Below are 26,992 nucleotides of genomic sequence, written 5' to 3'. Positions count from 1 at the left end.
GCCGGGATCAGACGAACGCCAGTGCGTCCGGGGCGAGGGGCGGTACGAGTCCCTCGGCCGCCGCGCGGGTCAGCAGGCCCCGGATCGCCGCGTAACCGGCCTCGCCGAGGTCGGCGGTGAACTCGTTGACGTACAGCCCGATGTGCTGGTCCGCCACGGCGGGATCCATCTCCTGGGCGTGCTCCAGCACATAGGGGCGGGACGCCTCCGGGTCGTCCCAGGCCGCCCGCACCGAGGCGCGCACCGACTCGGCGAGCAGCTTCAGGGTCTCCGCGCCCAGCGAGCGCTTGGCGATGATCGCGCCCAGCGGGATCGGCAGCCCGGTCGTGTCCTCCCAGTGGCGGCCCATGTCGGCGAGGTTGTGCAGCCCGTAGTTCTGGTACGTGAACCGGGCCTCGTGGATCACGAGACCGGCGTCCACCTTCCCGTCCCGCACCGCGGGCATGATCTCGTCGAACGGCATGACGACGATCTCGCCGACCCCGCCCGGCACCACCTCGGCCGCCCAGAGGCGGAACAGCAGATAGGCGGTGGAGCGCTCGCTCGGCACGGCGACGGTCCGGCCCGTCAGGTCCGTACCCGGCTCCCGGGTGAGGACGAGCGGGCCGCAGCCCCGGCCCAGCGCCCCGCCGCACGGCAGCAGCGCGTACTCGTCGAGGACCCACGGCAGCACCGCGTACGAGACCTTCAGGACGTCCAGCTCACCGCGCTCGGCCAGGCCGTTGGTGATGTCGATGTCCGCGAAGGTGACATCGAGGGCGGGCGCGTCCGGGATCCGGCCGTGCGCCCAGGCATCGAAGACGAAGGTGTCGTTCGGGCAGGGAGAGTAGGCGATCCGGAGCGGGGCCGCCGGGGCGGGCACCTGGTCAGGCGTCGTGGTGGTCATGGCTGGTCCAACCTTCCAGTACGGGGGCGAGCTTCCCGAACGCGGTCGCGAGCGCGGTCAGGGCGTCGCCGATGCGCCAGGCGTCCCGGTCGCGCGGGCCGACCGCGTTCGACACGGCCCTGATCTCCAGGACGGGCACGCCGGCGAGCCCGGCGGCCTCCGCGACCCCGAAGCCCTCCATCGCCTCGGCGGCGGCCGCCGGGTGCGCGGCGCGCAGGGCGGCGGCGCGCTCGGCGCTGCCGGTCACGGTGGAGACGGTGAGCACGTCACCGGTGGCCGCGCCGGTGGCGTCGGCCACGGCCCGGACCAGCGACCGGGGCGGGAGGTGCTGGTCGCGCCCGAAGCCCAGGCCGGTGACGGGCACGAAGCCCTCGGGCGTCTCGGCGCCCAGGTCGGCGGCGACGAGACGGCCGGCCACCACGAGGGAGCCGACCGGGGCGAGCGGGGCGAACCCGCCGCCGATCCCGGCCGACACCACCAGGCCGTAACCGTCCCCGGCCGGGCCGCCGGCGGCCAGGGCGAAGGCCGTCGACGCCGCCGCGGCGGCCGGGCCCACACCGCCCGCCAGCACGTCGAAGGGGCCCGCACGGTGGATCTCCGCACCGGGCACCCGGTGCACGGAAGTCTCCCCGAACGTGCGCGTGACCGCGTCCCGTTCCACCGGGACAGCGGTCACGACGAGCACACGCACGGAAAGAACTCTCCGGAGTCGGGAAGAGGCCGGAAGCCGGCCGGGCGACGGTCGGAAGACGGTCAGGAGGACTTCTTCAGCTCGAAGTGCCAGACGCCGACGAGCTGCTTGTCCTTGGTCTCCACGATGGAGATCTGCGTCTTGTCCGCCGTCTCACCGGTCTGGCTGGAGAAGAACGCGGAGCCCGGGATGGACCGGTAGGTCTTCGTGTACGGCTCCTGCTCGGCCTGCTGGCCGTTGATGAACAGGGTCCAGCCGTTGTCCGCGATCTCGGGGTCGACGCCGAAGCGGACCTTGTCGTCCATCGCGACCTCGACGGACTTCTCCGCCTTCTTGTTGAGGCAGCTCTGGTAATCGGACTTCTTGAGGGCCTTGCCGTCGTTGTAGCAGGACGCCTCGGTGCTCACCGAGTTGCCACCGACCGTTACGGTCGCGAGCGGCGTCGGCTTGTCGCAGGCGGAGAGGACGAGGAGTCCCGCGGACACGGCACCAAGAGCGACGCCGATTCGACGGCCCTTACCGGAGAAGAACGCAACGGTCATGGGCCGAAGGCTATCGGGCGCTCCGGTTCACGCCACGCGGGGGTGCGGCGAGCCGCGTCGTGCGGCGCCCACCAGACCCCGTACGGACGTTGCGGCGCCGAGGGCGAGGAGGCCCGCCGCGACCGCCATGCCCAGTACGCCGTTGAGGGGCAGGGCGATGCCGATACCGCCCCCGACCACCCACGCCATCTGGAGCGCCGTCTCGGACCGGGCGAACGCGGAGGCCCGCACCTCCTCCGGTACGTCCCGCTGGATCATCGCGTCCAGCGACAGCTTCGACAGGGCCAGGGTGAAACCCGCGACGCCGCTCAGCGCGGCGACCGTCACCGTGCCGAAGAGGAGCGCGGCGAGCACCGCGGTGGCCAGGGCCAGGGCCAGCACCGCCACGACGATCGCCTCGGGGGCGCGGGCCCGCAGCCAGGAGCCGACCGCCGTACCGATCGCGTTCCCCGCCCCGGCGGCGACGCCGACGACGCCGAGCGAGACGACGGCGCTCTGCCCGGGGAACGGGTGCTCGCGCAGCAGGAAGGCCAGGAAGAAGATCAGGAAGCCGGAGAGCGCGCGGTGCGCGGCGTTGGCCTGGAGACCGTTCAGTACGGACGGGCCCACCGAACGCAGCCCGGGGCGCCTCTCCCCGTTGTTCTTCCGGCCGCCCCGCCCCGCGCGGGACGGGGCGGCCGCCCCGTGCGGCGGGACCAGCCGGGCCCGCCGCTCGCCCTTCGCGGAGTCGACCTTGCCCGGCAGCGTGAAGGCCAGCACGGTCCCGCCGAGGAAGACCACGCACGCCCCGTACAGCGGCCAGGCGGACCCGACGAGCTGGAGCCCGGCCCCGATCGGCGCGGCGATCCCGGTCGCCAGCAGCCCGGCCAGGGTCACCCGGGAGTTCGCCTTCACCAGCGAGAAGCGCGGCGGCAGCAGCCTGGGCACCACGGCGCTGCGCACCACCCCGTACGCCTTCGAGCAGACCAGGACGCCCAGTGCGGCCGGATACAGCTCCAGCCCGCCGGTGGCCACCGCACCCGAGAGGGCGACCGCGAGCACCGTACGGGCCAGCATCGACGCCGCCATCGCGGCGCGGCGGCCGTGCGGCAGCCGGTCCAGGAGCGGGCCGATCACCGGGGCGAGCAGGACGAACGGCGCCATCGTCACGGCCAGGTAGAGGGCGACCCGGCCGCGGGCCTCGTCGGTCGGCACGGAGAAGAAGACCGTCGAGGCGAGCGCGACCGTGATCATCACGTCGCCCGCGCCGTTCACGGCGTGCAGCTCGATCAGCTTGCCGAGGCCGGACTCCCCGGCGCCGTGCGCGTGCGTCGCCCGCCGGACGGCGCGGGCGGTGCCGGTGAACGGGGCGCGCAGGGCGCGGCCGACCGCCCGGCCCGTCCTGCGGACCGGCCCGGGGTCCTGGTGCGACCTGGCGGCAGCCACGTCGCCATACTGCCCCAGAGGCGGTCGGGACGTACGGGCTTCGGCGCACGGCGCGCCCCGTACGGTCAGCGGTCCGGCACCGCGTCCCGGCGGACGTGCCCGGCGGCCCGTTCGCGGACGGAGGGCCCCGGACACGACACCGGATACGGCCTCGTTTGGGACGGGCAGGTGGGCGGGGCGCGGCGGAGAGGGTAGCGTGCGTAGCGCGCCACCGGCGATTGTTCTCGGCCGCGCGCCTCTCGGCGATCCCGCAGAATGGGAAGCGAAAGGTGTGCCCGAGGCAGGCAACAACGGGTGTGGACGTCGACGCGGCCCCCAGGTCCGCTCCGCCCGCGTCCGTCATGGCCGAAACCGATGGATGTGCTGGCGGCGCTCGTGAGACTGGCGTAGGAGAGAAGCGAGACCTGTGAGTGCTGCGACGACGCGAAGCCGTACGGCCCGTGCGGCCCGTACCCCCGTTCCCGACCGCCTGTGCGCCGAGGCGGTAGACCTGGCCCGGTCGGCCGCCGAGGAGGCCGCCGCCCCGGGCATCGTGGGCGAGCATGTGGCCGTGGTCTCCGAGGGGGACCGGGTCGTCACCCACTTCTTCGAGTGCAAGGAGCCGGGCTACCGGGGCTGGCGCTGGGCGGTGACCGTGGCCCGGGCCTCCCGCGCCCGGTACGTGACCATCGACGAAACGGTGCTGCTGCCGGGCAGTGACGCCCTCCTCGCCCCGGAGTGGGTGCCGTGGAGCGAGCGGCTGCGCCCGGGCGACATGGGCCCCGGCGACCTGCTGCCCACCGAGGCGGACGACATCCGTCTGGAGCCCGGCTACACCGGCGAGGACGAGCCGCCGCCGAACTCGGTGGTCCCCGAGGTCTCCCACGAGCTGGCCGAGCGGGCCGACGCGGAGGACGCCGAGCTGACCACCCGCCCTGCGACGACGACCCGGGGATCGATCGCGGCGGTCGCGGACGAGCTGGGCATGCGGCGGGCCCGGGTGCTGTCCCGGTACGGGCTGCACATGGCGGCCGACCGGTGGGACGAGGAGTTCGGCGCCCGGACGCCGATGGCGCAGGCGGCCCCGGCCTCCTGCTCCTCCTGCGCCTTCCTGGTGCCGCTGGCCGGGTCGCTCCGGCAGGCGTTCGGGGTCTGCGCCAACGAGTTCGGCCCGGCCGACGGGCGGGTCGTCTCGCTCGCGTACGGCTGCGGCGGGCACTCCGAGGCGGCCGTCATGCCGAAGACGCCGAAGCCCGCGCCGCACGCCCTGGACACGATGCGGGTCGACGAGTACCCGCTCCGTCCGGCCCGCGACTCCGGGTCGGTCCCGGCGGAGGCGGACGAGCCGACGGAGGACCTCGGCCACTCGTAGGCCCTGTCCCCGACCCTGTCCCGGGCGGCCGCACGGCCCGGGGCGCGTACGGTCCGCGCCTCCGGGGGATCCCGGCCACGCGTCGGTGCGGCGCGGTCCGGGGGCGCGTACCGGCCCCGGCCCCGGCCGGTTCCGGCGCCGCCCGCGTACGGGCACGCCCCCGGGCCGCCGCATTCCGCAGGTGGGCAGCGCCCGAACCGGTCGATGCCCCGTCCCGTGGCCACGCCCCGCGCGAGGACCCGGTACCTTCGGGCGCACACTGGGCCCCATGGGCCGTGCGTGACCGGATACCGGAAAGAGCGGAGCAGAGCGTGGGCATGAATGCGACCGAGGGGGCCGACCCGTTCGGGACCGCGCGACTGCGGCGCGGAGTGCTCGACTCCTGGGGCGCCGGCCCCACCCGGTTCCGCGAGGACGCCAACGCGGAGGAGGAGCTGGCGCTCGGCGGCTACCGCGACCGCCTCGTCGTCGAGCTGGCCCAGAACGCCGCCGACGCCGCCGCCCGCGCCGGTGTCCCCGGCCGCCTCCGCCTCACCCTGCGCCCCGCCGGGCCGGACGGCCCCGCCGTCCTCGCCGCCGCCAACACCGGGGCACCGCTGGACGCCACCGGCGTCGAGTCGCTCTCCACGCTCCGCGCCTCCGCCAAGCGGGAGGGGCACGAGGGCGCGGTCGGCCGGTTCGGCGTCGGCTTCGCCGCGGTCCTCGCGGTGAGCGACGAACCCGCCGTGGTCGGCCGGCACGGCGGCGTCCGCTGGTCCCTCGCCGAGGCCCGCGACCTCGCCGCCCGGGCCGCCACCGCCAGCCCCGGACTCGGCGACGAACTGCGCCGCCGCGACGGCCACGTACCGCTGCTCCGGCTCCCGCTGCCCGCCGAGGGCACCGCACCCGAGGGCTACGACACCGTCGTCGTCCTCCCCCTGCGCGACGGCACCGCCGAGGACCTGGTGGACCGGCTGCTCTCCGCGGTCGACGACGCCCTGCTGCTCACCCTGCGCGGCCTCGAAGAGATCGTGGTCGAGACCCCCGGGACCGTACGCACCCTGCGCCGCACCGAACACGGTCCGTACACCCACGTCGAGGACACCGCGCACGGCACCAACCGCTGGCGCACCGTCACCCACCACGGCCCCGTCGGACCCGAACTCCTCGCCGACCGCCCCCGCGAGGAGCGGCTGCGCCCGCACTGGTCGGTCACCTGGGCGGTCCCGGTGGACGCGGAGGGCGCCCCGGTCCGCCCCCGCACCCTCCCCGTCGTCCACGCCCCGACCCCCACCGACGAACCCCTCGGCGTCCCCGCGCTGCTCATCGCCTCGCTGCCCCTGGACACCGCGCGCCGCCACTTCGCCCCGGGACCGCTCACCGACTTCCTGGTGGAGCGCGCCGCCGACGCGTACGCCGAACTGCTCGCCGCCTGGCGGCCGGTCACCGCAGCCACCGTCGACCTGGTGCCCGGCCCGCTCGGCACCGGCGAACTCGACGGGAGGCTGCGCGCCGCGATCCTGGAGCGGCTGCCGCGCATCGCGTTCCTGGCCCCCGCCGCCCCCCGCGACACCACCACCGACGAGGCCGCCGGCCGGTATGACTGGGAGGACGCTTCCACGGACGGCCCCACGGGCGCACCCGCCGCCGAGGAGGCCACCGGGGCGCTGCGCCCCATCGAGGCCGAGGTGGTGGAGGGCGTCGGCGCCGAGACCGTGCGGGTGCTCGCCGAGGTGCTGCCGTGCCTGCTGCCCGCCGGCCTCGAACGCCGTGCCGAGCTGCGCACGCTGGGCGTCGCCCGGGTGCCGCTCACCGAGGCGATCGACCGGCTCGCCGGACTGGAGCGCGACCCCGGCTGGTGGCGGCGGCTCTACGACAGCCTCTCCGGCATCGACCCGGACCGCCTCACCGGCCTGCCCGTGCCGCTGGCCGGGACGCCGGGCACGGACGGACCGGGGGGCGGCGCGCCGGAGGACGGCGGGCCCCTCGCCCCCGTCCTGCCCCGCACCACCATCGGGCCGCGCCAGGTCCTCCTCCCGCTCCCCGACGCCCTCACCGGCCCCGTTCTCGAACGGCTCGCCCGGCTCGGGCTGAAAGTCGCCCACCCGGACGCCGCCCACCCCCTCCTGGAGAAGCTGGGCGCCCTGCCCGCCACCCCGCGCGCCGTGCTGACCACCCCGCAGGTGCGGGCCGCCGTCGCCGGATCGCTGGACGCGGGCGAGATCTGGGACGAGGACGGACTGGACGCCGACGAGCTCGCCGAGACCGTCCTCACCCTGGTGCGGGACGCCGAGCTGGCCCCCGGCGACGAACCCTGGCTGGGCGCCCTCGCCCTCCCCGACGAGGACGGCGAACCGGCCCCCGCAGGCGAACTCGTCCTCCCCGACAGCCCGTTCGCCGCCATCATGCGCGAGGACGAACTGGCCCTGGTCGACCAGGAACTGGCCGACCGCTGGGGCGAGCAGCCGCTCACCGCCTGCGGGGTGCTCGCCACCTTCGCCCTCGTCCGGGCCACCGACGTCGTCCTCGACCCGGACGAACTCGAACCGCGCGAGGGAGACTTCGCCGAACCCGACGACGCCGGGCTGCTGGACGCCGTCGACGTCTGGTGCGAGGACGTCCTCGACCGGCTCCCCGACAGCCCCGTACCGCCGGTCGCCACCGAGATCGTCGCCGTCCGCGACCTCGACCTCGTCGCCGACGACGCCTGGCCGCAGGCGCTCGCCCTGCTCGCCCGGCCGCCGCTGCGGGACGCGCTGACCCAGCCGGTGCGGGTGCTGCTCCCGGACGGCACCACGCAGTCCGTCCGCCCCTACACCGCCTGGTGGCTGCGCGACCACCCGGTGCTCGACGGCCGCCGCCCCGCCGGGCTGCGCGCCGCCGGCGGCGACCCGCGACTGGCCGGGCTGTACGACGCGGCCGACGCGACCGGCTTCGACGACGCGCAGGTGCTGCACGCACTGGGCGTACGGACCTCCGTGGCCGCGCTGCTCGACGAGCCGGGCGGCGCCGCCGAACTCCTCGGCCGGCTCGCGGACCCGGACCGCCCGGTCGACCCCGTACAGCTGCACGCGCTGTACACGGCGCTGGCCGACCTGGACCCCGAGCAGGTCACGCTGGTGGACGAGGTGCGCGCGGTGGTCGACGGCGAGGTGCGGGTGGTGGACGCGGCGGACGCCCTGATCGCGGACGCCCCCGACCTGCTGCCGCTCACCGCCGGGCTGCCGCTGCTGCCGGTCGCCCCGGCGCGGGCGGCGGAGCTGGCCGAGCTGCTCCAGGTGCGGCGGCTCGGCGAGAGCGTGGCGGCGGAGGTGACGACGGAGGGCGAGGAGCACCGCGTACCGGAGTCGGTGCGGGCCCTCCTCGGCGCGGGCACCCCGGACGTGTACGTGGAACACGGTGAGCTGCGCGCGGGCGGTGTCGAGCTGGACTGGCGCCGGACGCCGGACGGCACGGTGCACGCCGCCACGCTGGAGGGCGTCGCGGCGGGGCTGGCCTGGGCGGCCGGGCAGTGGCCGCGGCGCTTCGAGGTCGCGGCGCTGCTGGAGGACCCGTCCCGTACGGAGGAGTTGGCCCGGGACCGCTGGTTCGACTGAGCCGGGGCCGTCCGGCCGGGCCGCCCGCTTCCGGTCGGCCCGGGCGGCCGATCCGTACGTACGCATATGCGCGACCTTCGCAGGAAATCCATTTCCTTGTACAACCCTTTACGCGCCTCGCGGGTCTGGTCTCACGAGTCAGCAGACTCACGTCCGAACCAGCCCCGCCCGAGGCGCGTCCCGCGCCCGCGGGGCCTTCCTCCACGGGGAAATACATGCGAATTCGAGCCACTGTTGCTGCCGTCTCCGGCGCCTTGGCCCTGTCTGCTCTGGTTGTCCCGGCCGCTCAGGCGGGCGACTCCACCCCGAACCTGAACAAGCCGACGTCGGGCGCCGAGGTCTTCGGCACCGCCGCCCGGGGTGCGGCGAAGGCGTCCGCGTTCGCCGCCGCCGACGTGACGGAGCCGGTCATCTCGAAGGTCGTCGTCAACGGCGGCAAGGACATCGTCCTGGGCACCACGGCCAAGAAGACGATCTCCGTCTCCGTCACCGCCTCGCACCCCACCGGCGTCGTCGACGCCTACGTCGACCTGTGGCACGGCACCAACGGGGAGGACCTCGACGGCGCCCTGCTGCCGAACGGCGAGCAGGCCAACTGCACCAAGGTCAACGCGACGACCTCGACGTGCAAGATGACGATCACGATCGACCCGCGCGACGACCTCTACAAGAACTCCCTGGCCGGCACCTGGCACGTCACGGCGGCCGCGCTCTCCGGCGACGAGAGCATCGCGTACACCGACTACTACAGCACCGCCCGGGTCCAGCGGCTGTCGAAGCTGACGGTCAACGCCGCGCCCGAGCCGGTGAAGAAGGGCAAGACCCTCACCATCACCGGCAAGCTCTCCCGGGCCAACTGGGAGACCTTCAAGTACCAGGGCTACGCGACCCAGCCGGTGAAGCTCCAGTTCCGCAAGAAGAACAGCAGCACCTACACCACCGTCAAGACCATCAAGACCAGCAGCACCGGCACGCTGAAGACCACGGCCAAGGCCTCGGTCGACGGCTACTGGCGCTACAGCTTCGCCGGTACGTCCACCACCCCGGCCGTCAGCGCCGCCGGTGACTTCGTCGACGTGAAGTAGTCCGTGAAGCAACGCGTGAAGTAGCTCGTCCCCGTACGCAGCGGAATCCCCCACCGAGGGGGTCCCGCTGCGTACGTATATGCCCTGCCTTCGTGCCCTGCCGGTGTCCCCGGCCCCACACCCACGGAGAGACCCCATGCGTACCCGTTTCGCCGTCGCCGCGGCCTCCGGCGCCCTGGTCCTGTCCGCCCTCGGCCTCCCGGCGGCGCACGCCGCTCCGGTCGCCCCCGTCGTCTCGAAGGTCACCGTCAACGGGGGCAAGGACATCGTCCTCGGGACGACCGCGCCGCGCACGGTCACCGTCTCGGTCACCGCCTCCCACCCCTCCGGCATCGCCACCGGCTGGCTGCTCCTGTGGCACGGCAAGGACCAGGAGGAGGGACTGGACGCCGTCCTGCTGCCGAACGAGGAACGGGCGACCTGCGCCGCGGTGGACGCGACCACCAGCACCTGCTCGCTCACCCTGACCGTCGACCCCAGGACGGACCTGCCGAAGAACGCGGTGGCGGGCACCTGGCACGTACTGGCGGGCGCCCGGGCCGTGGACGGCTCCGACACCTCCTCCGACTTCGCCTCGACCGCCCGGGTGCAGCGCTACTCGAAGCTGACGGTGAACGCCGCGCCCGAGCCGGTGAAGAAGGGCAGGACCCTCACCATCACCGGCAAGCTCTCCCGGGCCAACTGGGAGGACCACGCGTACCACGGTTACGCGGGCCAGTCGGTGAAGCTGCAGTTCCGCAAGAAGAACAGCAGCACCTACACCACCGTCAAGACCATCAGGACCAGCAGCACCGGCACGCTGAAGACCACGGCCAAGGCCTCGGTCGACGGCTACTGGCGCTACAGCTTCGCCGGTACGTCCACCACCCCGGCCGTCAGCGCCGCCGGTGACTTCGTCGACGTGAAGTGAAGTGACGAAAGGGCGGCCCCCGATCGGGGACCGCCCTTCTTCGTGCCGGGACGCGGGCCGCGCGCGTCAGGAGGGGAAGCGCCGCCCGACCAGCCGCCAGGCGTACTCCAGCAGGGCCGACGCCGCCACCGCGATCCCCACCGCTGTCCACGGCATCGTCGTACCCACCAGCTTCAGCGCGAAGAACTCCTGGAGCCACGGCACCACCAGCACCAGCAGGAACGCCAGCCCCATCGCCAGCACCAGGCCGATCCGCCACCAGGTGTACGGACGGGCGATGATCGCCAGCACCCACATCGAGACCAGGAACAGCGTGAGCGTGGCCGCGCTGGTCTCGGCGTCGAGGGCGTCCGGGCCGGTGTAGTGGTGGCGGGCGATCAGATACGTCACGAAGGTCGCGACGGCCGCGATGACGCCGGACGGGATCGCGTACCGCATGACCCGGCGCACGAAGTGCGGATGGGCCCGTTCCGTGTTGGGCGCGAGGGCCAGGAAGAACGCCGGTACGCCGATGGTCAGCGTGGACAGCAGGGTCAGATGGCGCGGCAGGAACGGGTAGTCGACCTGCGAGCAGACCACCAGGATCGCCAGCAGCACCGAGTAGACGGTCTTGGTCAGGAACAGGGTCGCGACCCGGGTGATGTTGCCGATCACCCGGCGGCCCTCGGCGACGACGGACGGCAGCGTCGCGAAGCTGTTGTTCAGCAGCACGATCTGGGCGACGGCCCGGGTGGCCTCGGAGCCCGAGCCCATGGAGACGCCGATGTCGGCGTCCTTCAGCGCCAGCACGTCGTTGACGCCGTCGCCGGTCATCGCGACGGTGTGGCCGCGGGACTGGAGGGCGGCGACCATGTCGCGCTTCTGCTGCGGGGTGACCCGGCCGAAGACCGCGTTCTCCTCCACGGCGGTGGCCATCTCGTCCGGGTCGGTGGGCAGCCGGCGCGCGTCCAGGGTGTGCTCGGCGCCCTGCATGCCGAGCTTCGCCGCGACCGCGCCGACCGAGACCGCGTTGTCACCGGAGATCACCTTGGCGGCGACCCGCTGGTCCGCGAAGTACGCCAGGGTCTCCTCGGCGTCCGGCCGCAGCCGCTGCTCCAGGACCACCAGGGCGCTCGGTACGGCGCCGACGGCCGCCTCCGGGCCGTCCAGCGAACCCTGCGCGCGGGCGAGCAGCAGCACCCGCAGGCCCTGCTGGTTGAGCTGCTCGATCTCGGCGAGCGCCGGGTCCTGCTCGGGCAGCAGGACGTCGGGGGCGCCGAGCAGCCAGGTGGAGTCGCGGCCGTCGCCCTCGTCGAAGGCGGCGCCGCTGTACTTGCGGGCCGAGGAGAACGGCAGCGTGGCGGTGCACCGCCAGGACCCGGCGTCCGGGTAGGCGTCCACGATGGCCTGGAGGCTGGCGTTGGGGCGGGGGTCGGAGGCGCCGAGGGCGCCGAGCACGGCGCCCGTGTACTTCTCGTCGGCGTCGCCCAGCGTCCGCACCTCGGTGACGTCCATGCCGCCCTCGGTGAGGGTGCCGGTCTTGTCCAGGCAGACGACGTCGACCCGGGCCAGCCCCTCGATGGCGGGCAGCTCCTGCACCAGGCACTGCTTGCGGCCGAGCCGCACCACCCCGATCGCGAAGGCGACGGAGGTCAGCAGCACCAGCCCCTCGGGGATCATCGGGACGATGCCGCCGACGGTGCGGGCGATCGACTCCTTGACGTTGTTGTCCTTGACGACGAGCTGGCTGATGACCAGGCCCAGCGCGGTCGGCACCATCATCCAGGTGACGTACTTGAGGATCGTGGAGATGCCAGTGCGCAGCTCGGACTGGACGAGCGTGAAGCGGGACGCTTCCTCGGCGAGCTGGGCGGCGTAGGCCTCGCGGCCGACCTTGGTGGCGGTGAACGCGCCACCGCCGGAGACCACGAAGCTGCCGGACATGACCGGGTCGCCGGGCCGCTTCAGCACCGGGTCGGCCTCGCCGGTGAGCAGCGACTCGTCGATCTCCAGCCCGTCGGCCTCGGCGACCGTGCCGTCCACCACGGCCTTGTCGCCGGGGCCCAGCTCGATGAGGTCGCCGAGGACGATCTCCGAGGTGGAGATCTCGGCGGCCACCCCGTCCCGGCGCACCGTGGGCTTCGCCTCGCCGATGACCGCCAGGGAGTCCAGGGTCTTCTTGGCCCGCCACTCCTGGATGATGCCGATACCGGTGTTCGCGATGATCACGAACCCGAAGAGGCTGTCCTGGAACGGCGCCACGAACAGCATGATCAGCCAGAGCACGCCGATGATCAGGTTGAACCGGGTGAAGACGTTGGCCCGGACGATCTCGCGCAGCGAGCGGGAGGACCGGACCGGTACGTCGTTGACCTCGCCGCGGGCGATCCGCTCGGCGACCTCGGCCGCGGTCAGCCCGCGGGGGTCCACCGCCGGGGCGGGCAACTCCACCGGGTGGACCGGATCCAGTTCGGCCCCGGCGTCGATCGTCGCCGGGCCGGGCAGGCCGGTGGAGCCGGCTATGCCCGGGTTGTGCTCATCGGAGGGATTCGATGCCCGCTGCGTCATGGTTTCGACGGTACGGGCAGATGGCCTGAATCACCCACCGGCCGGTACGAAGATCAGACCGGCGGAGGACGTCGACCAGGGGTGAATGGTCCTGTGGGGGTACGGGACGACCCGTGCCGGGGTAGTACGCCCTACGGGACCCGCCCTACGTGCCGCTCCCGCCGCCCGCGGCCGGAGCGGCGGGGGCGGCCGCTGCCGCCGCCCGCTTGATCGCCGCGTCGCGCTTGCGGACGTACCAGATGCCGATCAGGCCGAGCCCGGCACCGGCCAGGCACGTCCACACCCACCACAGGTGGCCGTGGTCGTCGAACCAGCGGTAGAAGGGGATCTGGACCAGGAAGAGGACGAACCAGAGGATCGTGCCGCCGGTGATGGTGGCGACGACGGGCCCCTCCAGGGGCTCGGGTGCCTCGTGCTTCGGTGTCCACTTCGCCATGGGGTCAGTGTATGGGGCCCCTGTTCGAGGCGTCCCGGAAGCCTTCCGCAGGGCCGAACGGAGGGTGCCGACGCGCCTTGGGGTGGCTGCGCCCGGCCGCTCCAAAACGTTATGAAGCCCTTCCAGCCCAGGTCACCGATGTTCTACGCGCGGAGATAGCGATCTTCACCTCATGTATTCATACTGAATCTGCTTCATAATGACTTGATTTGTTCGTTAGAACGTCCAAATCTCTCTCATTCCTCCCCAACTACGTACGACTGAGGTCATACATGTCCCCCTCGGCCACCGCTCCGGTCGACGCCCAGCAGCCTGCGGCCCCCCAGCCGCAGAACGGTCTGGACCGTTTCTTCAAGATTTCCGAGCGGGGGTCGTCGGTCGCCCGCGAAATCCGTGGCGGATTCGCGACGTTCTTCGCGATGGCGTACATCATCGTGCTGAACCCGATCATTCTCGGCAGCGCGAAGGACATGTACGGCCACCAGCTCGACGGTGGTCAGCTGGTCACCGCCACCGTGCTGTCCGCCGCGTTCTCCACCCTCCTGATGGGTGTCATCGGCAATGTGCCGATCGCCCTGGCGGCCGGTCTCGGCGTCAACACCGTCGTGGCCCTCCAGCTCGCCCCCCGGATGAGCTGGCCGGACGCGATGGGCATGGTGGTCCTCGCGGGCATCGTGGTCATGCTGCTGGTCGCGACCGGGCTCCGGGAACGCGTGATGCACGCCGTACCGACATCGCTCCGCAAGGGCATCGCGATCGGCATCGGCCTCTTCATCCTGCTGATCGGCCTGGTCGACTCGGGCTTCGTCTCCCGCATCCCGGACGCCGCCCACACCACCGTCCCGCTCCAGCTCGGCGGCGACGGCCACCTCAACGGCTGGCCGGTCCTGGTCTTCGTCCTCGGCGCGCTGCTCACCCTCGGGCTGATCGTCCGCAAGGTGCCGGGCGCGATCCTGATCTCCATCGTCGCGATGACGATCGTCGCGGTGATCATCGACGCCGTCGGCGACCTGCCGGCCGGTTCCTGGGGCCTGACCGTCCCGCAGTGGCCGGGCAACCCGGTCGCCACCCCGGACTTCGGGCTGATCGGTGAGGCCAGTCTGTTCGGCGGCTTCAGCAAGGTGGGCGTGCTCACCGGCATCCTGTTCGTCTTCACCGTGCTGCTGTCCTGCTTCTTCGACGCGATGGGCACCATCCTCGGCGTCGGCGACGAGGCCAAGCTGACGGACGCCGACGGCAACTTCCCCGGCATCAACAAGGTGCTGTTCGTGGACGGCATCGCGGTCGCCGCCGGCGGTGGCACCTCCTCCTCGGCCACCACCTGCTTCGTGGAGTCCACGGCGGGCGTCGGCGAGGGCGCGCGCACCGGCTTCGCCAGCATCGTGACGGGCCTGCTCTTCACCGCGGCGCTGTTCTTCACCCCGCTCGCGACGATGGTCCCCTCGCAGGCGGCCACCCCCGCGCTGCTGGCGGTCGGCTTCCTGATCATCTCGGGCTCGGTGCGGGACATCGACTGGAGCGACTACACGCTCTCCATCCCGGCCTTCCTGGCCATGCTGATGATGCCGTTCACGTACTCGATCACCAACGGCATCGGCATCGGCTTCATCGCCTTCTCCGTGCTGCGCGTGGTCGCCGGCCGCTGGCGCGAGGTGCCGGTCCCGATGTACGTGGTCTCGGCGGTCTTCGTCTTCTACTACGCGATGCCGGCCCTCGGCCTCACGTGATCCCTCCGGCCCTGATCCCGGTGTCCCCGTCGGCGTCCCCGGGGCCGTAGAACTTCTCCGTCTCGTCGACGGCCGCCTTGAAGCGTTCGTCGAAGTCGTCGCGAATGAGCGTCCGGACCACATAGTCCTGGACGCTCATTCCGCGTTTCGCGGCGTGCTGCCGGAGCCGGTCGAGCAGCTCGCCGTCCACCCGCAGACTGAGCACAGTCGATCCCATGGCCAGCAGGGTTACGTTCCGCTGCGCCGCCCCGTGTCACTTTCCGGAGGTGACTCACTCGTTCGAGTGAGGGATTGGGCGAAGTGCCTCCGCGTGTACACCTCGAATGGTCTTTAGGTTGAGTAATGAGTTACGCTAATGAACATGCCTGACCTGATCCACGACGGCGACAGTGCCGCCGCCGTGAGCTCCCTCCGCTCCGCCGTGATGCTGCTCAGCCGGCGACTCAAGCACCAGCGCGTCGACGAGTCGCTGAGCCCCACCGAGATGTCGGTGCTCGGCACGCTCGCCCGGTGCGGCTCGGCCACCCCGGGCGAGCTGGCCCGCAAGGAGCACGTGCAGCCCCCGTCGATGACCCGCATCGTCGCGCTGCTGGAAGCGAAGGGCCTCGTCAGACTGGAACCGCACCCCGATGACCGTCGCCAGAAGGTGGTCAGCCAGACCGAGCGGGCGGAAGCCATGCTCGACGAGAGCCGCTCCAAGCGGAACGCCTGGCTGACCGCCCTCGCCGAGGGCCTGGACGAGGAGGAGTGGGAGACGCTTCGCAAGGCCGCACCCGTGCTGGAGAAGCTCGCCCACCTGTAGCGGGGCGGGCGGCCGCCGGTCCACAGCCGGCGCGCCGCCCGTCCGGCCGCCCCGTCACCCCGTGACCGCAGATGCCCGAGGAGGCGAACCCTTTTGAGTACGGGATCCGGAGCAGACTCCGCCCCCGCACCGACTTCCACCCACGAGAGCAAGCCCGGCGGGACCTTCTCGTCGCTGAAGATACGTAACTACCGCCTGTTCGCCACGGGCGCCGTGATATCCAACACGGGCACCTGGATGGCCCGGATCACCCAGGACTGGCTCGTACTGAGCCTCACCGGCTCCGCCGCCGCGGTCGGCATCACCACCGCCCTCCAGTTCCTCCCGATGCTCCTGTTCGGCCTCTACGGCGGAGTCATCGCGGACCGCTTCCCGAAGCGGAAGCTGCTGCTCGTCAGCCAGGCGGCGCTCGGCCTCTGCGGCCTCGCGCTCGCGGTGCTCACGCTCTCCGGCGTGGTCCAGGTGTGGCACGTCTACCTGATCGCCTTCCTGCTCGGCGTGGTGACGGTCGTCGACAACCCGGCCCGCCAGTCCTTCGTCTCCGAGATGGTCGGCCCCGCCCAGCTCCGCAACGCGGTCAGCCTCAACTCGGCGAACTTCCAGTCCGCCCGGCTCATCGGCCCGGCCGTCGCCGGTGTCCTCATCACCACCGTCGGCAGCGGCTGGGCCTTCATGTTCAACGGCCTGTCCTTCGCCGCCCCGCTCATCGGCCTGCTGCTGATGCGCCCCGCGGAGTTCCACAGGACCACCGTCGTCCCGCGGGCCAAGGGCCAGCTCCGCGAGGGGCTGCGCTACGTCTCCGGCCGCCCCGACCTGATCTGGCCGATCGTCCTGGTCGGCTTCGTCGGCACCTTCGGGTTCAACTTCCCGATCTGGCTCACCGCCTTCGCCGACGAGATCTTCCACGGCGGCGCCGGGATGTACTCCTTCTTCAACATCCTCATGGCGGCCGGCTCCCTCGCCGGAGCCCTGCTCGCCGCCCGCCGCCGCTCCTCCCGGCTGCGGATGCTGGTGGCCGCGGGAACCGCCTTCGGGCTGCTGGAGATCATCGCGTCGATGGCCCCGACCGTCTGGATCTTCGCGATCCTGCTGCTCCCGATCGGCATGATCGGGCTGACGACCAACATCAGCGCGAACACCAGCGTCCAGATGGCCGCCGACCCGGCCATGCGGGGCCGCGTCATGAGCCTCTACATGATGGTCTTCGCCGGGGGTACACCGGTCGGCGCCCCGATCGTCGGCTGGATCAGCGACGCCTACGGGGTCCGTACCGGCATGGCCGTCGGCGGGGCGTTCTCGCTGCTGGCAGCGGTCGGCGTCGGACTGATGCTGGCCCGCGCGGGCGGCCTCAGGCTCCGGGTGGACCTGCGCCCCGGGCGACCGCACGTCCGTTTCGTACCCCGCGAGGAGCTGGCCGCCGCGGCCTGACCCCCTCCCCGGGACCCCACCGCCCCGGCCGTGCCCCCACGGGTACCGCCGGGGCGGTGCCACACTCGGCACATGAGCCGTCTCCGACTCTTCGTCGCCGTGCTGCCGCCCGCCCCCGCCGTGGAGGAGCTGCGGCGCGCCGTCGCCCCGCTGCACGCCTCGCCCGAGGCCGCCGGGCTCCGCTGGACCGGCGTGCCCGGCTGGCACTTCACGCTCGCCTTCCTCGGACCCGTGGACGAGGGACTCCTGCCCGAGCTGACGGAGCGCCTCGGCCGGGCCGCCCGCCGCACCGACCCCTTTCCGCTGCGCATTCATGGCGCCGGGCGGTTCGGCGGCCGGGCGCTCTGGGCCGGGGCGGCGGGCGCCCTGGACGAGTTGCGGCTCCTCGCCGAGCGCGCCGACGCCGCCGCCCGCCGCACCGGCATCCCCATGGACGAGCACCGCCGCTACACCCCGCACCTCACCCTCGCCCGCAGCCGCCGTGCCGAGGTCGACCTGCGTCCCTGTGTCGAGGCGCTCGCCGACTTCGAGGGCACGGCGTGGGAGGTCGGCGAGCTGGCCCTCGTCCGCAGCAACCTGCCGGACTCCGGGGTGCCCGGCGAACGCCCCCGGTACGAGGTGGTCGCCTCCTGGGCGCTGGGACACTGAGCCGGGCGGTTAGGCTCGAAGGGTGGATCCCAAGACCAGAAACCGCATCATGGCGGCCGCTCTCGTACTGATGTTCGCCGTCGTCGCCGTGGCAGCCGCCGTCGGAGCCTGACCGGCGCTCCGCCGGGGCCCCGACACCCGGTTCCGGCGAGCGTGCCGCAGGAGGCCGAACCGGTACGGCGGCCCCGCGGCGGTCGGCGCGCGCCCGTCCGCGGACGGCGTACGCCCTCCGCGTGCGCCCGGCGCGGTAGGCCCGTGGCGTGCGGCGGTACCTCCGTCGCCGACCAGGCGCGCAGGCTCAGGGGGCGAGTGCCGCCGCGGTCTCCCGGGCGAACGCCTCCGGGTTGTCCAGCATGATGTTGTGCCCGCAGTCCGGGACCGCCACGACGCGTACCCCGTGGTCGACGAGCACGGCTTCCCCGGGTAGCGGCCCGTCGGCGGACGGGCGCAGGAACGTACGCGGGATCCGCAGGTCCAGCAGGATCTCCCGCATGGTCGGCGCCGTCCCGCGGGCGAGGTTCACCGCGCTGCGGTACAGCGCCTCGGGGCCCGCCAGCCGCATGGTCGCCCACCAGGACGGGCTCACCCGCTCGCGCACCTCGGCCAGGCCGCCGGCCAGGAACTCCTCCTCCGTGTACGCCGCGATGCCACTGCTGCCGGGCCGGCCGGGGGCGGGGGCGGCCGGGTCCAGATTGGCGTCGACCAGGACCAGCCGGTCCACCAGTCGCGGATGGCGCGCCGCGAGCACGATGGCCACCGCGCCGCCCATGCTGTGCCCGATCACGTCCGCGCCGTGCGCTCCGGCCGCGTCCATGGCCCTCGCCACCGCGTCGGCGTGCTCCTCCAGGGTGTAGCCGAAGTCGGTGGGGCGGTCGCTGACGCCGAAACCGAGCAGGTCGACGAGGAGCGACCGGCCCCCGGCCAGCAGGGGGTGCGTCGCGCTCGCGGCGAAGTACGGGGCGGAGGAGGCGCCGAGCCCGTGCAGGTAGACCCGGTCGGGGAGGCCGCAGGGACCTTCGGTGACCCCCTGATCGCCGGAGGCCCCGGCAGGACCAGCGGCCCCGGCAGCAGCAGTGGCCCCGGGGAGCTCCACCCATCTGATGCGTGCGCCGCCGTCCGTCACCTGTGCGTCGTGCATGACTCTCCCCCTCGCCGGACCTTCAAAGCATCGGGGAGACTATACATAGATGCCGATGTATAAGGTTCTCGGGGGAGGATACGCGCATGCTGGAACTGGCCATCCTTGGATTTCTGTACGAGCAACCCCTGCACGGCTACGAGCTGAAGCGCCGGGTAGCCCACCTCACCGGACACGTCCGCCCCATCGCGGACGGCACGCTCTACCCGGCGATCAAGCGGCTGGAGCGCGCCGGATGGCTGGAGCGCCGGACCGAACCGGGTACCAGGGCCGCCCCCCGCCACACCCTGACCCTGACCGGGCCGGGCCGCGAGGAGCTGCTGCGACGGCTCCGCCAGGCCGACGAGGTGGACATCAGCGACGAGAACCGCTGGTTCACCGTCCTCGCCTTCCTGCGCCACCTGCCCTCCCCGGCGGAGCAGGTGGCGGTGTTGCGGCGCAGGCTCGCGTTCCTGGAGGAGCCGAGCAGCTTCTTCTACGAGGACGACCGGCCGCTCGGCGCCGAGTCCTTCGACGACCCGTTCCGGCGGGGCCTGCTCACGATCGCCCGCGCGACGAGCGAGGCGGAGCTGGAGTGGCTGGCGACGACCCTGGAGCGGCTGGAAGCCGCCTGAGGCGGGAAACCGGATCCCTCGTGGAGTCGGGCGGGGTCCGGGGTCCGGGGGCCGGGTGACGTCAGGGGCAGAGGGTCGCGCGCAGCGCGGCGTTCAGCCGCTTGCCCTGCGCGTCGGTGAGCGGCCGGGCATCGGTTCCGAACCGCTGGGCCGCCAGCGCGTCGGCCTTCGGGGAAGTGATCGAGGAGCACTGGTTCCGCCCGGCGTCGATCGCCCGCTCCTCGTCCACGACGAGCTGAGGGTCGACGGCCGCGATCGCGTCCAGGTACGCGTCCCGGGCGTCGCCGGTCGGAGCGGCCGGGATACCGGCTGCCCGCTCGGCGGCGGCGACTCCCTCCGGCGCGGGCTTCGTGACGTCCTTCTCGGCCGAACAGGCGGTCAGCGCGAGCAGCGCGGCGGCGGCGAGAAGGAGGTGAACGGGTCTCACGGTGGCACTCTCCGTACGTAGTTCTGTGCCCCGTGAGACGGGCGAGCTCCCCGAAGGGTTGTGACGCCGCCCGTGCGAGGGCGAACGGGAGGCCGTCGTCGTACCGCTCCCGGAGGAGAACGGAACGACGACGGCCCGACCGTCCGGGCACCCGTCGGGGTCCTACCAGGCGAACGCCTCCGGCGAGGGCCCCGGGCCCGGGAAGATCTCGTCCAGCGAGGCCAGCAGCTCCGCCGACAGCTCCAGCTCCAGCGCCCGCAGCGCCGAGTCCAACTGCTCCTGGTTGCGCGGCCCGACGATCGGCCCGGTCACCCCGGGACGGGTCAGCAGCCAGGCCAGACCGACCTCGCCCGGCTCCAGTCCGTGCTTGTCCAGCAGGTCCTCGTACGCCTGGATCCGCTCGCGCTGCGCCGCGTCCTTGAGCGTGTCCGCGCTGCGGCCCGAGACCGAGCGGCTGCCCGTGCCCTCGCGCTCCTTGCGGAGCACCCCGCCCAGCAGCCCGCCGTGCAGCGGGGACCACGGGATGACCCCGAGCCCGTACTCCTGCGCGGCCGGGATGACCTCCATCTCGGCGCGGCGCTCGAACAGGTTGTAGACGCACTGCTCGCTGACCAGGCCCATCGAACCCCGCCGGGCGGCCAGCTCGTTGGCCTGGGCGATCTTGTAGCCGGGGAAGTTCGACGAACCCGCGTAGAGGATCTTGCCCTGCTGGACCAGGACGTCGATCGCCTGCCAGATCTCCTCGAACGGGGTGTTCCGGTCGACGTGGTGGAACTGGTACAGATCGATGTAGTCGGTCTGGAGCCGCTTCAGCGACGCCTCGACCGAGCGCCGGATGTTCACGGCGGAGAGCTTGTCGTGGTTGGGCCAGGCCTCGCCGTCGGGGCCCATGTTCCCGTACATCTTGGTGGCCAGGACCACCTTGTCGCGGCGCCCGCCGCCCTGGGCGAACCAGGTGCCGATGATCTCCTCGGTGCGGCCCTTGTTCTCGCCCCAGCCGTACACATTCGCGGTGTCGAAGAAGTTCAGACCCGTGTCCAGCGCCGCGTCCATGAGGACGTGACTGTCCGCCTCGTTGGTCTGCGGGCCGAAGTTCATGGTGCCGAGGACGAGACGGCTGACCTTGAGTCCGGTGCGTCCGAGCTGTGTGTACTCCATGGACGACCACCCAACGCCTTCGAGTCCGCTCGAAGCAAGGGCATCGGGTACGCGCCGCCCCCGGCCGTCCCGTTCGCGGGACGGCCGGGGGCGGACACTGTTGCGTCGTCCGGCCCGCTACTTCAGGTAGACGATCCCGTCGGCGGTGACCGTGGGGCGGCCCGAGGTGGCCACGACAACGATCTTGACGGTGTGCTTGGCACTGGACGACCAGCTCTTCGTCCACAGCGCGTCGCGGTACTTGGTGGTACTGGACTTCAGGTCCACCGTGGACACCTTCTTCCCGTCCACGTACACGTACACCTGGCCCGAGCCGCTGGCCCGGGAGGCCACCAGCGCGACCGAGCGCCCGGTGAACGTCCAGCTCAGGGCGGCGTTCTTCTTGGAGCTGGAGTACGACTTGCCGCCCAGGTAGCTGGTGGACGACTTGGTCGTCCACGTGCCGGTCTTCGTGGCGGCGGTCTCCTGCATGATCACCGGCGTACCGGCGACCGACGCGGTGGCGGTGTTGCCCGCCAGGTCGTACGCCTTCATGGACCAGGTGGTCGCGGCGCCCGACTTCGCGGTGTGCGAGGCGCTGGTGGTGGCCGGACCGTACGTCTTGGCGACCGGCGCGGTGAGCCGGACCTCCTTCAGTACGGCGGTGTCGGCGGCCTTCCACTTCAGGGTGAGCGGCACGGCGGTGGTGTTCACGGTGCCGGTGCGCAGCGCCAGGTTCGGCTTGGTGGGGAACGTCGGCGCGGTCTTCTCGGCGACCACGGTGGCCGCCGCGGAGGTGGTGGTCCTCCCCGACTGGTGGGTGGCGCGGACCTGGACCTTGTGGGTGCCGAGCGCCAGGGTGGCGGACGCCGAGGTGGTGGTGGAGGCGGTGGTGGCGACGGACTTCCCGTCGACCAGCAGCTCGTACTTGCTGATGAACACGTTCGGGGTGCTCGCCGACCAGCCGACGGTCACCGCGGACTTGGTGTAGTACGTCGAGCCCGAGAGCCCGGCACCGGTCACCGACTTGATCGCCAGCCCGGTGACGGGGCCCGCGGCGAGCGCCCGGACCGTGCCCAGCTGCCCGTACAGCGCGGTGCCGGGGCACTGGGTGTTGAAGCCGTCGCGGTGCCCGGAGATCTGGTTGAAGGGGTACTTCACACCGGCGGTGAACGCCTTGCCGAAGTAGTTCTTCCCGGAGGCGCCCGCGGTGAGCGTGGTGGTGCCCGCCGGGTCGCCCTTGTACTGGCCGAGCTTCCACGCGGCGACCCGGGCCACCGCCGTGGTCACCGCGGCGGGCGCGGTCGCGTCGGTGTACGTACCGATCACGGCGATACCGGCCGACTCACGGTTGAAGCCGTAGGTGTGCGCGCCGAGCACCGGCCGGTCCACGCCGCCCTTGCGGCCCTCGAAGACGGTGCCGCACTTGTCGACGAGGAAGTTGTAGCCGATGTCCTTCCAGCCCTCGCTCTTGACGTGGTACGCGTACAGGCTGCGCACGATCGCCGGGGACTCGGCGCAGGTGTAGGCGCTGTTCCCGGCGGTGTGGTGGACGAAGACGGCCTTGACGCCGTCCAGGTACTCCGGCGCCTCCGGGCTCATCGACTCGTCGGCTCCCCAGCCGGCCCGCGAGGTGATCGGCGGCTTCGGCACGCTCGACGACGGCGCGGGCGGCAGCGTCGTGGCGGGGGCCGAGGCGGTTGGGGCCGAGGGGGTCGGGGTCGCCGGTGCGGTGGGCTGCCCGGTGGTGGGCGCGGGGGACTCCGGGGCGGGCGGCGTCGGTTCGGCGGGCGTGGTGCCCTCGTCCGGGGCGGCCGGGTCGGTGGTCTCCGGGGCGGCGGGCCCGGTCGGGTCGGCCGGGTCGGTGGCGGGCGGGTCCTCGGCGGGGAGGTCGGCGGCGTACGCGGCCGGCTCGGCGAGGAGGTCGGAGGCGGTGGCGGCCCGGGGGGCCTCGGCGGCCCGGGCGGCCGACAGGGTGGTGGAGACGGTGCCGCGGCCCGGGTCCACGGTGTCCAGCCGGAGCCCGGCGGGCAGCTTCGTGGAGATCCTGCCGCCCGCGTTGATCCGTGCCTCGACCCCGTTGGAGGGGCCCACCCAGAGCGGCTCGGTGCTGCCCCGGGTGCCGGACCTGCCGGCCTCCGTACGCCCGTCGCGGTCGGTCTCCAGCGGCGTCCACGCCGTCCACTTCCCGGTGGCGGCGGACCGGGTCCGGACCTCGACGGCACCGGTCACGCGGGCCGCCGGGTCGGTCCAGGTGATGCCCAGCATGCTGAACGCCGCGGTGTCACGCCTGCCGAGCACCGCGGACGTGCCGCCCTCGCCGAGCTCCAGCGAGGTGCTGCGTACGTCGGTCTTCGGCGGGACGGACGTGGCCTCGCTGTCCACGGAGGAGTTGCCCGTCACCCCCTCGAAGATCAGGACACCGGCGACGGCCGAGGCCGCGACGGCGGCCGTGACCCGGGCTCTTCGGTTCGACAGCAGCCGTCTCTTCGGCGCTGTTCCGTGCTTCGCTCTCATGTCGTACCCCCAGGGATCGTCTTCGACGTCTTCTCATCCGCTGACAAGCCGCTGCGGTCGACGGCGAGCACCGGTCGAGGATGACCTGGTGGGGGATACGAGTGCTCCCGCGCCCTGCACAGCGGACCCCAAGCTTCGCATGCGTGTGCGATGCCTCTTCCGGGCCCCCTGCCGGGGCGTAGCCTGGCTGCCGTGAACTCCGTGCCGAGCGTCCTGGCCGTACTCGACGAACTGATCCACAGCGTGACCCCCGAGGAACGGGGGGCCATCTGGCAACTGGCCGAACAGGGCCGCGAGTTGGACGCTAACCTGGTGCGCCTGCCGCCCGGCGGCGAGGTCGGCACGCATCAGGAGGACGTGCTGGACGTCCTGCTGATCGCCCTCGACGGCGACGGCCGGCTCGACACGGGCGACACGTCCCTGAAGCTGACCCCGTCCACGGTGCTCTGGCTCCCGAAGACCTCCCGCCGCGCGCTCGCCGCGGGCCCGGACGGCCTCACCTACCTGACCGTCCACCGCCGCCGCCCCGGCCTCACCATCAAGCCCGCCCCGACGCCCGCCGCCCCCACGTACGAGGCCGGCGAGCCCCCGTGCATGCTCGACCGCGTCTGCCCCGCCTGCGGCCGCCTCTCCCAGGACCCGGAGCCCCTCTTCTGCAGCCGCTGCGGCGAACGCTTCGCGTAGGTCTTCCCGGTAGGGCCCATGGGCCTGGGGCCCGATGGCAGTCCCCGGGGTGCCCGCACCTTCGGAAAGCCGGGGCGGAGCTATGCCGTCTCGTCCATGACCCGGGCGCGCTGTTCCAGCCTGTCCTGGAGGTCCGCCAGGTCGTCTTCCGGGAATTCATGGGTGAGGAATTCGATACCCTTGCGTAGATAGGGAAGTGAAACGCGCATTCCATAATTCTGGGGATCCGGTTGCGCGAAGAGATACTGCCAGTCGTAGAGCCCCTTGGTGCGCAGCATGGCGTCAAGATATTCGCCGTACTTGATGTGGAGCCGGGTGGGCCCCTGCCTGAGGTCGAAGTACCAGAGTTCCGCTGATCCTGGATCGGAAGTCAGCCTCAGGGCGGAGTATGTGCCGGTTCCTCCGACGGGATGTGTTTCAAAGATTCTTAAATCGGCGACCAGCTTCTCTGTTTGGGAGGCATTCCCGGCGAGCGGGTTCCTGTGTGTTCCCCGGATCAGGACATCGGCGACATGGGTGATGTGGAACTCCCCGGCGATTTCCTGAAAAGGTTGCAGGCCCCGCCAGGCGAAGAAGAGGTTGGATCTCCGGTGGAAGTTATCGGTCAGTTCATCGGGCAGCGGAGATTTCTCCACGATCCGTACGATCTCGAGCGCTTGCCGGGCACTCTCCAAGTGATCTGCGATCGGGCCTGGATCATACTTTTCCACGCGTACCGAACTGCACTCCTGAACCTGTTCCACCGTCGTGCGAAGCCTGTGCTCGTACGGAGTTTCCATGTCTTCTCCAGGTCGGATGTCGCTTTTCGGTCGATCGAGTGAAAGTCAGTCGAACCTGAGCCTCTTCTGTCCGTCCGCGTTCACCAGTTCCGCGCTGAGGTTCGGGAGTCTCAGAATTGCATCGGAGAGGTCGGTGAACTCTTTCTTCTTCGCCTCGTCCTTGACTCTCCTTGCTTCCGTCCTTCCTATTCCGAGCGAGGCGAAAACGCTGTACTTAACCCCTCGTGCGTTGATTCTCAGCACATCTTTTGCCAGTTCGGCAGGAGGGTCCTGCCTGTCGGAAAATGCGGCGGTCGCGGAACCCTTCGGCGAGCGTTCTTTCCATGCGCCGTCCGTGTGGTCGTAGCCGCCCCACTTGACTCCGATGGTTTCCGGGAATCCCGGATGTGCGGCGAAGTACGTGACGTTCACTTCGTACCAGACCATGCGCTCGTAAGCCGGGTCCCCAGCAGGCTTGTCGAGCGATTTTCTTGCCGGGTTCTCCACGGCGTGCAGGAACATCGGATTGTTCACGAAACCGCGGGCAGGAACCAGGTTCGAGTCGACGGCGTCACCACCCAGGAAGGCCGGGAGCAGGTGCATCTTGACCCAGGCGTTCTGGTCCGCCCTGTTCGGGGTCGTGTTGTAGCCGGCCGCCGTGCTCCATCCGGTCAACGTCGCGCCGTCGTACGTGTTTGCCTCCGTTCCTCTTTTGATGTCCTTGTTGATGTAGCTCGCCGTGGAAGGCTGGGCGAGGACACCATTCGTCATCGGAGGGAGAACCGGAGGGGGCAGCGGTGGTGCGGCCCCTGGCCGGTGCGCCAGACAGTCGGCAAGTCGGGAGAGGGAGCCGAGGAGGTCTTCGTAGGCTCCTTGGGTTCCGTCCGCCCCGGCGGACAGGGAGCGGAAGCGGCGGTTCAGCGAGGTGACCCCGTCCTTCTTTTCTTTCGCCTCCTTCAGTGCTGTATGAGAAGGGCTTCCCTCCGCTTCTCCGGAGGCCTTCAGCTCGTCATCCCACTCCTTGAAATATTGCTCGATTCCCTGAGGGGTGCTGTGCACCATGAGGTCCGAGTTCGCGGATTTCCCATCGAACAGGACCTTGTGATTCTCCTTGTCGGCCGACTGGAAATTCTTCTTCGGAGTGGGATAGTCGGCGGAGTTCGACTTCCCTTGCTCGCCCGCCTTCTTGTTCTTCTTGGGGTCTGATTTTCTTTTGAGTTTGTTCCAGAGGGCTTTGCCTTTTTTGGTGATGAGGTTGATGATTTTGTCGATGGCGCGGTTGACGGGTTTGGCGACGGTGTGGAAGACGGATTTGACTTTGTTGGCGAGGCCGTTGATGCCGAGGAGTGAGGCGAGGAAGCCGATGAGGAGGGGGATGCTGGTGGCGAGGGCGGTTTCGACCATTTTCGGGACGCTTGCTGCGCCGCCGTTGGCGATGGCGATGACGGCGTCGAGGACGGCGTTGACGAAGTCGACTATTTGGGCGCCCTGGTTCACGATGAACGTGACGATGTCGATGATGCCCTTGACGGCGCGGACGAAGGCGGAGGCGGGGTTGAGGAGGGAGACGATCCAGGTGATGCCGGCGATGAGGACGGTGGGGATGAGGTAGGTGGTGAGTTTTTCGAGGATGGTGGCTTTGAGGTCGCCTGTTTCGGCGGTGA

22 protein-coding genes and 1 pseudogene are annotated in these 26,992 nt (G+C 71.6%); 10 read left to right on the top strand and 13 right to left on the bottom strand.

Annotation, left to right across the window (positions count from 1 at the left end; all coding sequences use genetic code 11):
• Positions 1–7: 7 nt before the first annotated feature.
• From ACF08W_RS27350 to ACF08W_RS27335, 4 genes are all read right to left on the bottom strand, one after another.
• Positions 8–886 carry a 1,4-dihydroxy-6-naphthoate synthase gene (locus tag ACF08W_RS27350; RefSeq protein ID WP_385214608.1) on the bottom strand — a complete coding sequence of 293 codons (879 nt, stop codon included), beginning with the start codon at positions 884–886 and terminating at the stop codon, positions 8–10.
• The gene (locus ACF08W_RS27345) at positions 867–1,577 is read right to left on the bottom strand and encodes a futalosine hydrolase (RefSeq protein ID WP_392280829.1); all 711 of its coding nucleotides are present in this window, start codon (positions 1,575–1,577) and stop codon (positions 867–869) included. The genes ACF08W_RS27350 and ACF08W_RS27345 overlap by 20 nt, the downstream gene beginning before the upstream one ends.
• Before the next feature lie 62 nt (positions 1,578–1,639).
• Positions 1,640–2,119 (bottom strand): DUF2771 domain-containing protein, encoded by a 480-nt coding sequence (locus tag ACF08W_RS27340; RefSeq protein ID WP_385214603.1) that lies wholly within the window; start codon positions 2,117–2,119, stop codon positions 1,640–1,642.
• 27 nt (positions 2,120–2,146) lie between these two features.
• Positions 2,147–3,544, bottom strand: coding sequence for an MFS transporter (locus ACF08W_RS27335; protein WP_392280828.1), 1,398 nt, complete (start codon positions 3,542–3,544; stop codon positions 2,147–2,149).
• 406 nt (positions 3,545–3,950) lie between these two features.
• On the opposite strand from ACF08W_RS27335, the gene ACF08W_RS27330 reads away from it, so the two are divergent.
• The 4 genes from ACF08W_RS27330 to ACF08W_RS27315 all read left to right on the top strand — a co-directional run bounded on the left by ACF08W_RS27330 (position 3,951) and on the right by ACF08W_RS27315 (position 10,465).
• Positions 3,951–4,895: a DUF3027 domain-containing protein gene (locus tag ACF08W_RS27330; RefSeq protein ID WP_385214597.1), complete on the top strand. Its 945-nt coding sequence runs from the start codon at positions 3,951–3,953 to the stop codon at positions 4,893–4,895.
• A 317-nt stretch (positions 4,896–5,212) separates the two neighbouring features.
• Positions 5,213–8,470, top strand: a complete 3,258-nt coding sequence (locus ACF08W_RS27325) for a sacsin N-terminal ATP-binding-like domain-containing protein (RefSeq protein WP_392280913.1) — start codon at positions 5,213–5,215, stop codon at positions 8,468–8,470.
• A 215-nt stretch (positions 8,471–8,685) separates the two neighbouring features.
• Complete coding sequence (locus ACF08W_RS27320) at positions 8,686–9,555, top strand: DUF5707 domain-containing protein (protein ID WP_392280827.1); 870 nt, start codon at positions 8,686–8,688, stop codon at positions 9,553–9,555.
• A 136-nt stretch (positions 9,556–9,691) separates the two neighbouring features.
• Positions 9,692–10,465 (top strand): DUF5707 domain-containing protein, encoded by a 774-nt coding sequence (locus ACF08W_RS27315; protein WP_392280826.1) that lies wholly within the window; start codon positions 9,692–9,694, stop codon positions 10,463–10,465.
• 66 nt (positions 10,466–10,531) lie between these two features.
• On the opposite strand, the gene ACF08W_RS27310 is transcribed toward ACF08W_RS27315, so the two are convergent.
• The gene (locus ACF08W_RS27310) at positions 10,532–13,012 is read right to left on the bottom strand and encodes a cation-translocating P-type ATPase (RefSeq protein ID WP_392280825.1); all 2,481 of its coding nucleotides are present in this window, start codon (positions 13,010–13,012) and stop codon (positions 10,532–10,534) included.
• 145 nt (positions 13,013–13,157) lie between these two features.
• Positions 13,158–13,448 (bottom strand): DUF2530 domain-containing protein, encoded by a 291-nt coding sequence (locus tag ACF08W_RS27305; RefSeq protein ID WP_392280824.1) that lies wholly within the window; start codon positions 13,446–13,448, stop codon positions 13,158–13,160.
• Positions 13,449–13,720: 272 nt separating this feature from the next.
• Between ACF08W_RS27305 and ACF08W_RS27300 the strand changes: the two genes are divergently transcribed.
• Complete coding sequence (locus ACF08W_RS27300) at positions 13,721–15,175, top strand: NCS2 family permease (protein ID WP_352278651.1); 1,455 nt, start codon at positions 13,721–13,723, stop codon at positions 15,173–15,175.
• On the opposite strand, the gene ACF08W_RS27295 is transcribed toward ACF08W_RS27300, so the two are convergent.
• A complete protein-coding gene (locus tag ACF08W_RS27295; protein ID WP_352278653.1) occupies positions 15,168–15,392 on the bottom strand; it encodes a ribbon-helix-helix protein, CopG family in 225 nt (74 codons plus the stop codon). The two genes, ACF08W_RS27300 and ACF08W_RS27295, sit on opposite strands and share 8 nt — an antisense overlap.
• A gap of 144 nt (positions 15,393–15,536) precedes the next feature.
• Here ACF08W_RS27295 and ACF08W_RS27290 point away from each other — a divergent pair, with 144 nt between their 5' ends.
• The 3 genes from ACF08W_RS27290 to thpR all read left to right on the top strand — a co-directional run bounded on the left by ACF08W_RS27290 (position 15,537) and on the right by thpR (position 18,053).
• A complete protein-coding gene (locus ACF08W_RS27290; protein WP_352278655.1) occupies positions 15,537–15,977 on the top strand; it encodes a MarR family transcriptional regulator in 441 nt (146 codons plus the stop codon).
• A gap of 93 nt (positions 15,978–16,070) precedes the next feature.
• Complete coding sequence (locus ACF08W_RS27285) at positions 16,071–17,405, top strand: MFS transporter (protein WP_392280823.1); 1,335 nt, start codon at positions 16,071–16,073, stop codon at positions 17,403–17,405.
• Between the two features lie 72 nt (positions 17,406–17,477).
• Entirely contained in the window at positions 17,478–18,053 is a 576-nt protein-coding gene (gene thpR / locus ACF08W_RS27280; protein ID WP_385214574.1) for an RNA 2',3'-cyclic phosphodiesterase, read from the top strand.
• Between the two features lie 298 nt (positions 18,054–18,351).
• Here thpR and ACF08W_RS27275 read toward each other — a convergent pair whose 3' ends face one another.
• A complete protein-coding gene (locus tag ACF08W_RS27275; protein WP_392280822.1) occupies positions 18,352–19,191 on the bottom strand; it encodes an alpha/beta fold hydrolase in 840 nt (279 codons plus the stop codon).
• 86 nt (positions 19,192–19,277) lie between these two features.
• On the opposite strand from ACF08W_RS27275, the gene ACF08W_RS27270 reads away from it, so the two are divergent.
• The gene (locus tag ACF08W_RS27270; RefSeq protein ID WP_385214568.1) at positions 19,278–19,805 is read left to right on the top strand and encodes a PadR family transcriptional regulator; all 528 of its coding nucleotides are present in this window, start codon (positions 19,278–19,280) and stop codon (positions 19,803–19,805) included.
• A 61-nt stretch (positions 19,806–19,866) separates the two neighbouring features.
• On the opposite strand, the gene ACF08W_RS27265 is transcribed toward ACF08W_RS27270, so the two are convergent.
• The 3 genes from ACF08W_RS27265 to ACF08W_RS27255 form a co-directional block, all read right to left on the bottom strand.
• Complete coding sequence (locus ACF08W_RS27265) at positions 19,867–20,232, bottom strand: hypothetical protein (RefSeq protein WP_392280821.1); 366 nt, start codon at positions 20,230–20,232, stop codon at positions 19,867–19,869.
• Between the two features lie 162 nt (positions 20,233–20,394).
• The gene (locus ACF08W_RS27260; protein ID WP_385214562.1) at positions 20,395–21,390 is read right to left on the bottom strand and encodes an aldo/keto reductase; all 996 of its coding nucleotides are present in this window, start codon (positions 21,388–21,390) and stop codon (positions 20,395–20,397) included.
• A gap of 117 nt (positions 21,391–21,507) precedes the next feature.
• A complete protein-coding gene (locus ACF08W_RS27255; RefSeq protein ID WP_392280820.1) occupies positions 21,508–23,886 on the bottom strand; it encodes an N-acetylmuramoyl-L-alanine amidase in 2,379 nt (792 codons plus the stop codon).
• 192 nt (positions 23,887–24,078) lie between these two features.
• Between ACF08W_RS27255 and ACF08W_RS27250 the strand changes: the two genes are divergently transcribed.
• On the top strand, positions 24,079–24,570 hold the full coding sequence (locus tag ACF08W_RS27250; protein WP_392280819.1) for a cupin domain-containing protein: 492 nt from the start codon (positions 24,079–24,081) through the stop codon (positions 24,568–24,570).
• Positions 24,571–24,650: 80 nt separating this feature from the next.
• On the opposite strand, the gene ACF08W_RS27245 is transcribed toward ACF08W_RS27250, so the two are convergent.
• Both ACF08W_RS27245 and ACF08W_RS27240 read right to left on the bottom strand, forming a co-directional pair.
• Positions 24,651–25,349 carry a hypothetical protein gene (locus ACF08W_RS27245; RefSeq protein WP_392280818.1) on the bottom strand — a complete coding sequence of 233 codons (699 nt, stop codon included), beginning with the start codon at positions 25,347–25,349 and terminating at the stop codon, positions 24,651–24,653.
• Between the two features lie 45 nt (positions 25,350–25,394).
• A pseudogene (locus ACF08W_RS27240) lies at positions 25,395–26,992 on the bottom strand (hypothetical protein); the annotation flags it as partial.

The organism is Streptomyces sp. NPDC015144 (genome assembly GCF_043079735.1).
Classification (GTDB): domain Bacteria; phylum Actinomycetota; class Actinomycetes; order Streptomycetales; family Streptomycetaceae; genus Streptomyces.
This window is presented reverse-complemented; position numbering and strand designations above follow the sequence as displayed.

What these genes read in the sequence shown, in the direction of transcription:
- ACF08W_RS27305 (WP_392280824.1), bottom strand. Translation starts at nt 13,448, where the DNA reads ATGGCGAAGTGGACACCGAAGCACGAGGCACCCGAGCCCCTGGAGGGG.
- ACF08W_RS27290 (WP_352278655.1), top strand. Translation starts at nt 15,537, where the DNA reads ATGCCTGACCTGATCCACGACGGCGACAGTGCCGCCGCCGTGAGCTCC.
- ACF08W_RS27260 (WP_385214562.1), bottom strand. Translation starts at nt 21,390, where the DNA reads ATGGAGTACACACAGCTCGGACGCACCGGACTCAAGGTCAGCCGTCTC.
- ACF08W_RS27325 (WP_392280913.1), top strand. Translation starts at nt 5,213, where the DNA reads ATGAATGCGACCGAGGGGGCCGACCCGTTCGGGACCGCGCGACTGCGG.
- ACF08W_RS27315 (WP_392280826.1), top strand. Translation starts at nt 9,692, where the DNA reads ATGCGTACCCGTTTCGCCGTCGCCGCGGCCTCCGGCGCCCTGGTCCTG.
- ACF08W_RS27245 (WP_392280818.1), bottom strand. Translation starts at nt 25,349, where the DNA reads ATGGAAACTCCGTACGAGCACAGGCTTCGCACGACGGTGGAACAGGTT.
- ACF08W_RS27270 (WP_385214568.1), top strand. Translation starts at nt 19,278, where the DNA reads ATGCTGGAACTGGCCATCCTTGGATTTCTGTACGAGCAACCCCTGCAC.
- ACF08W_RS27340 (WP_385214603.1), bottom strand. Translation starts at nt 2,119, where the DNA reads ATGACCGTTGCGTTCTTCTCCGGTAAGGGCCGTCGAATCGGCGTCGCT.
- ACF08W_RS27320 (WP_392280827.1), top strand. Translation starts at nt 8,686, where the DNA reads ATGCGAATTCGAGCCACTGTTGCTGCCGTCTCCGGCGCCTTGGCCCTG.
- ACF08W_RS27255 (WP_392280820.1), bottom strand. Translation starts at nt 23,886, where the DNA reads ATGAGAGCGAAGCACGGAACAGCGCCGAAGAGACGGCTGCTGTCGAAC.
- ACF08W_RS27295 (WP_352278653.1), bottom strand. Translation starts at nt 15,392, where the DNA reads ATGGGATCGACTGTGCTCAGTCTGCGGGTGGACGGCGAGCTGCTCGAC.
- ACF08W_RS27275 (WP_392280822.1), bottom strand. Translation starts at nt 19,191, where the DNA reads ATGCACGACGCACAGGTGACGGACGGCGGCGCACGCATCAGATGGGTG.
- ACF08W_RS27300 (WP_352278651.1), top strand. Translation starts at nt 13,721, where the DNA reads ATGTCCCCCTCGGCCACCGCTCCGGTCGACGCCCAGCAGCCTGCGGCC.
- thpR (WP_385214574.1), top strand. Translation starts at nt 17,478, where the DNA reads ATGAGCCGTCTCCGACTCTTCGTCGCCGTGCTGCCGCCCGCCCCCGCC.
- ACF08W_RS27350 (WP_385214608.1), bottom strand. Translation starts at nt 886, where the DNA reads ATGACCACCACGACGCCTGACCAGGTGCCCGCCCCGGCGGCCCCGCTC.
- ACF08W_RS27310 (WP_392280825.1), bottom strand. Translation starts at nt 13,012, where the DNA reads ATGACGCAGCGGGCATCGAATCCCTCCGATGAGCACAACCCGGGCATA.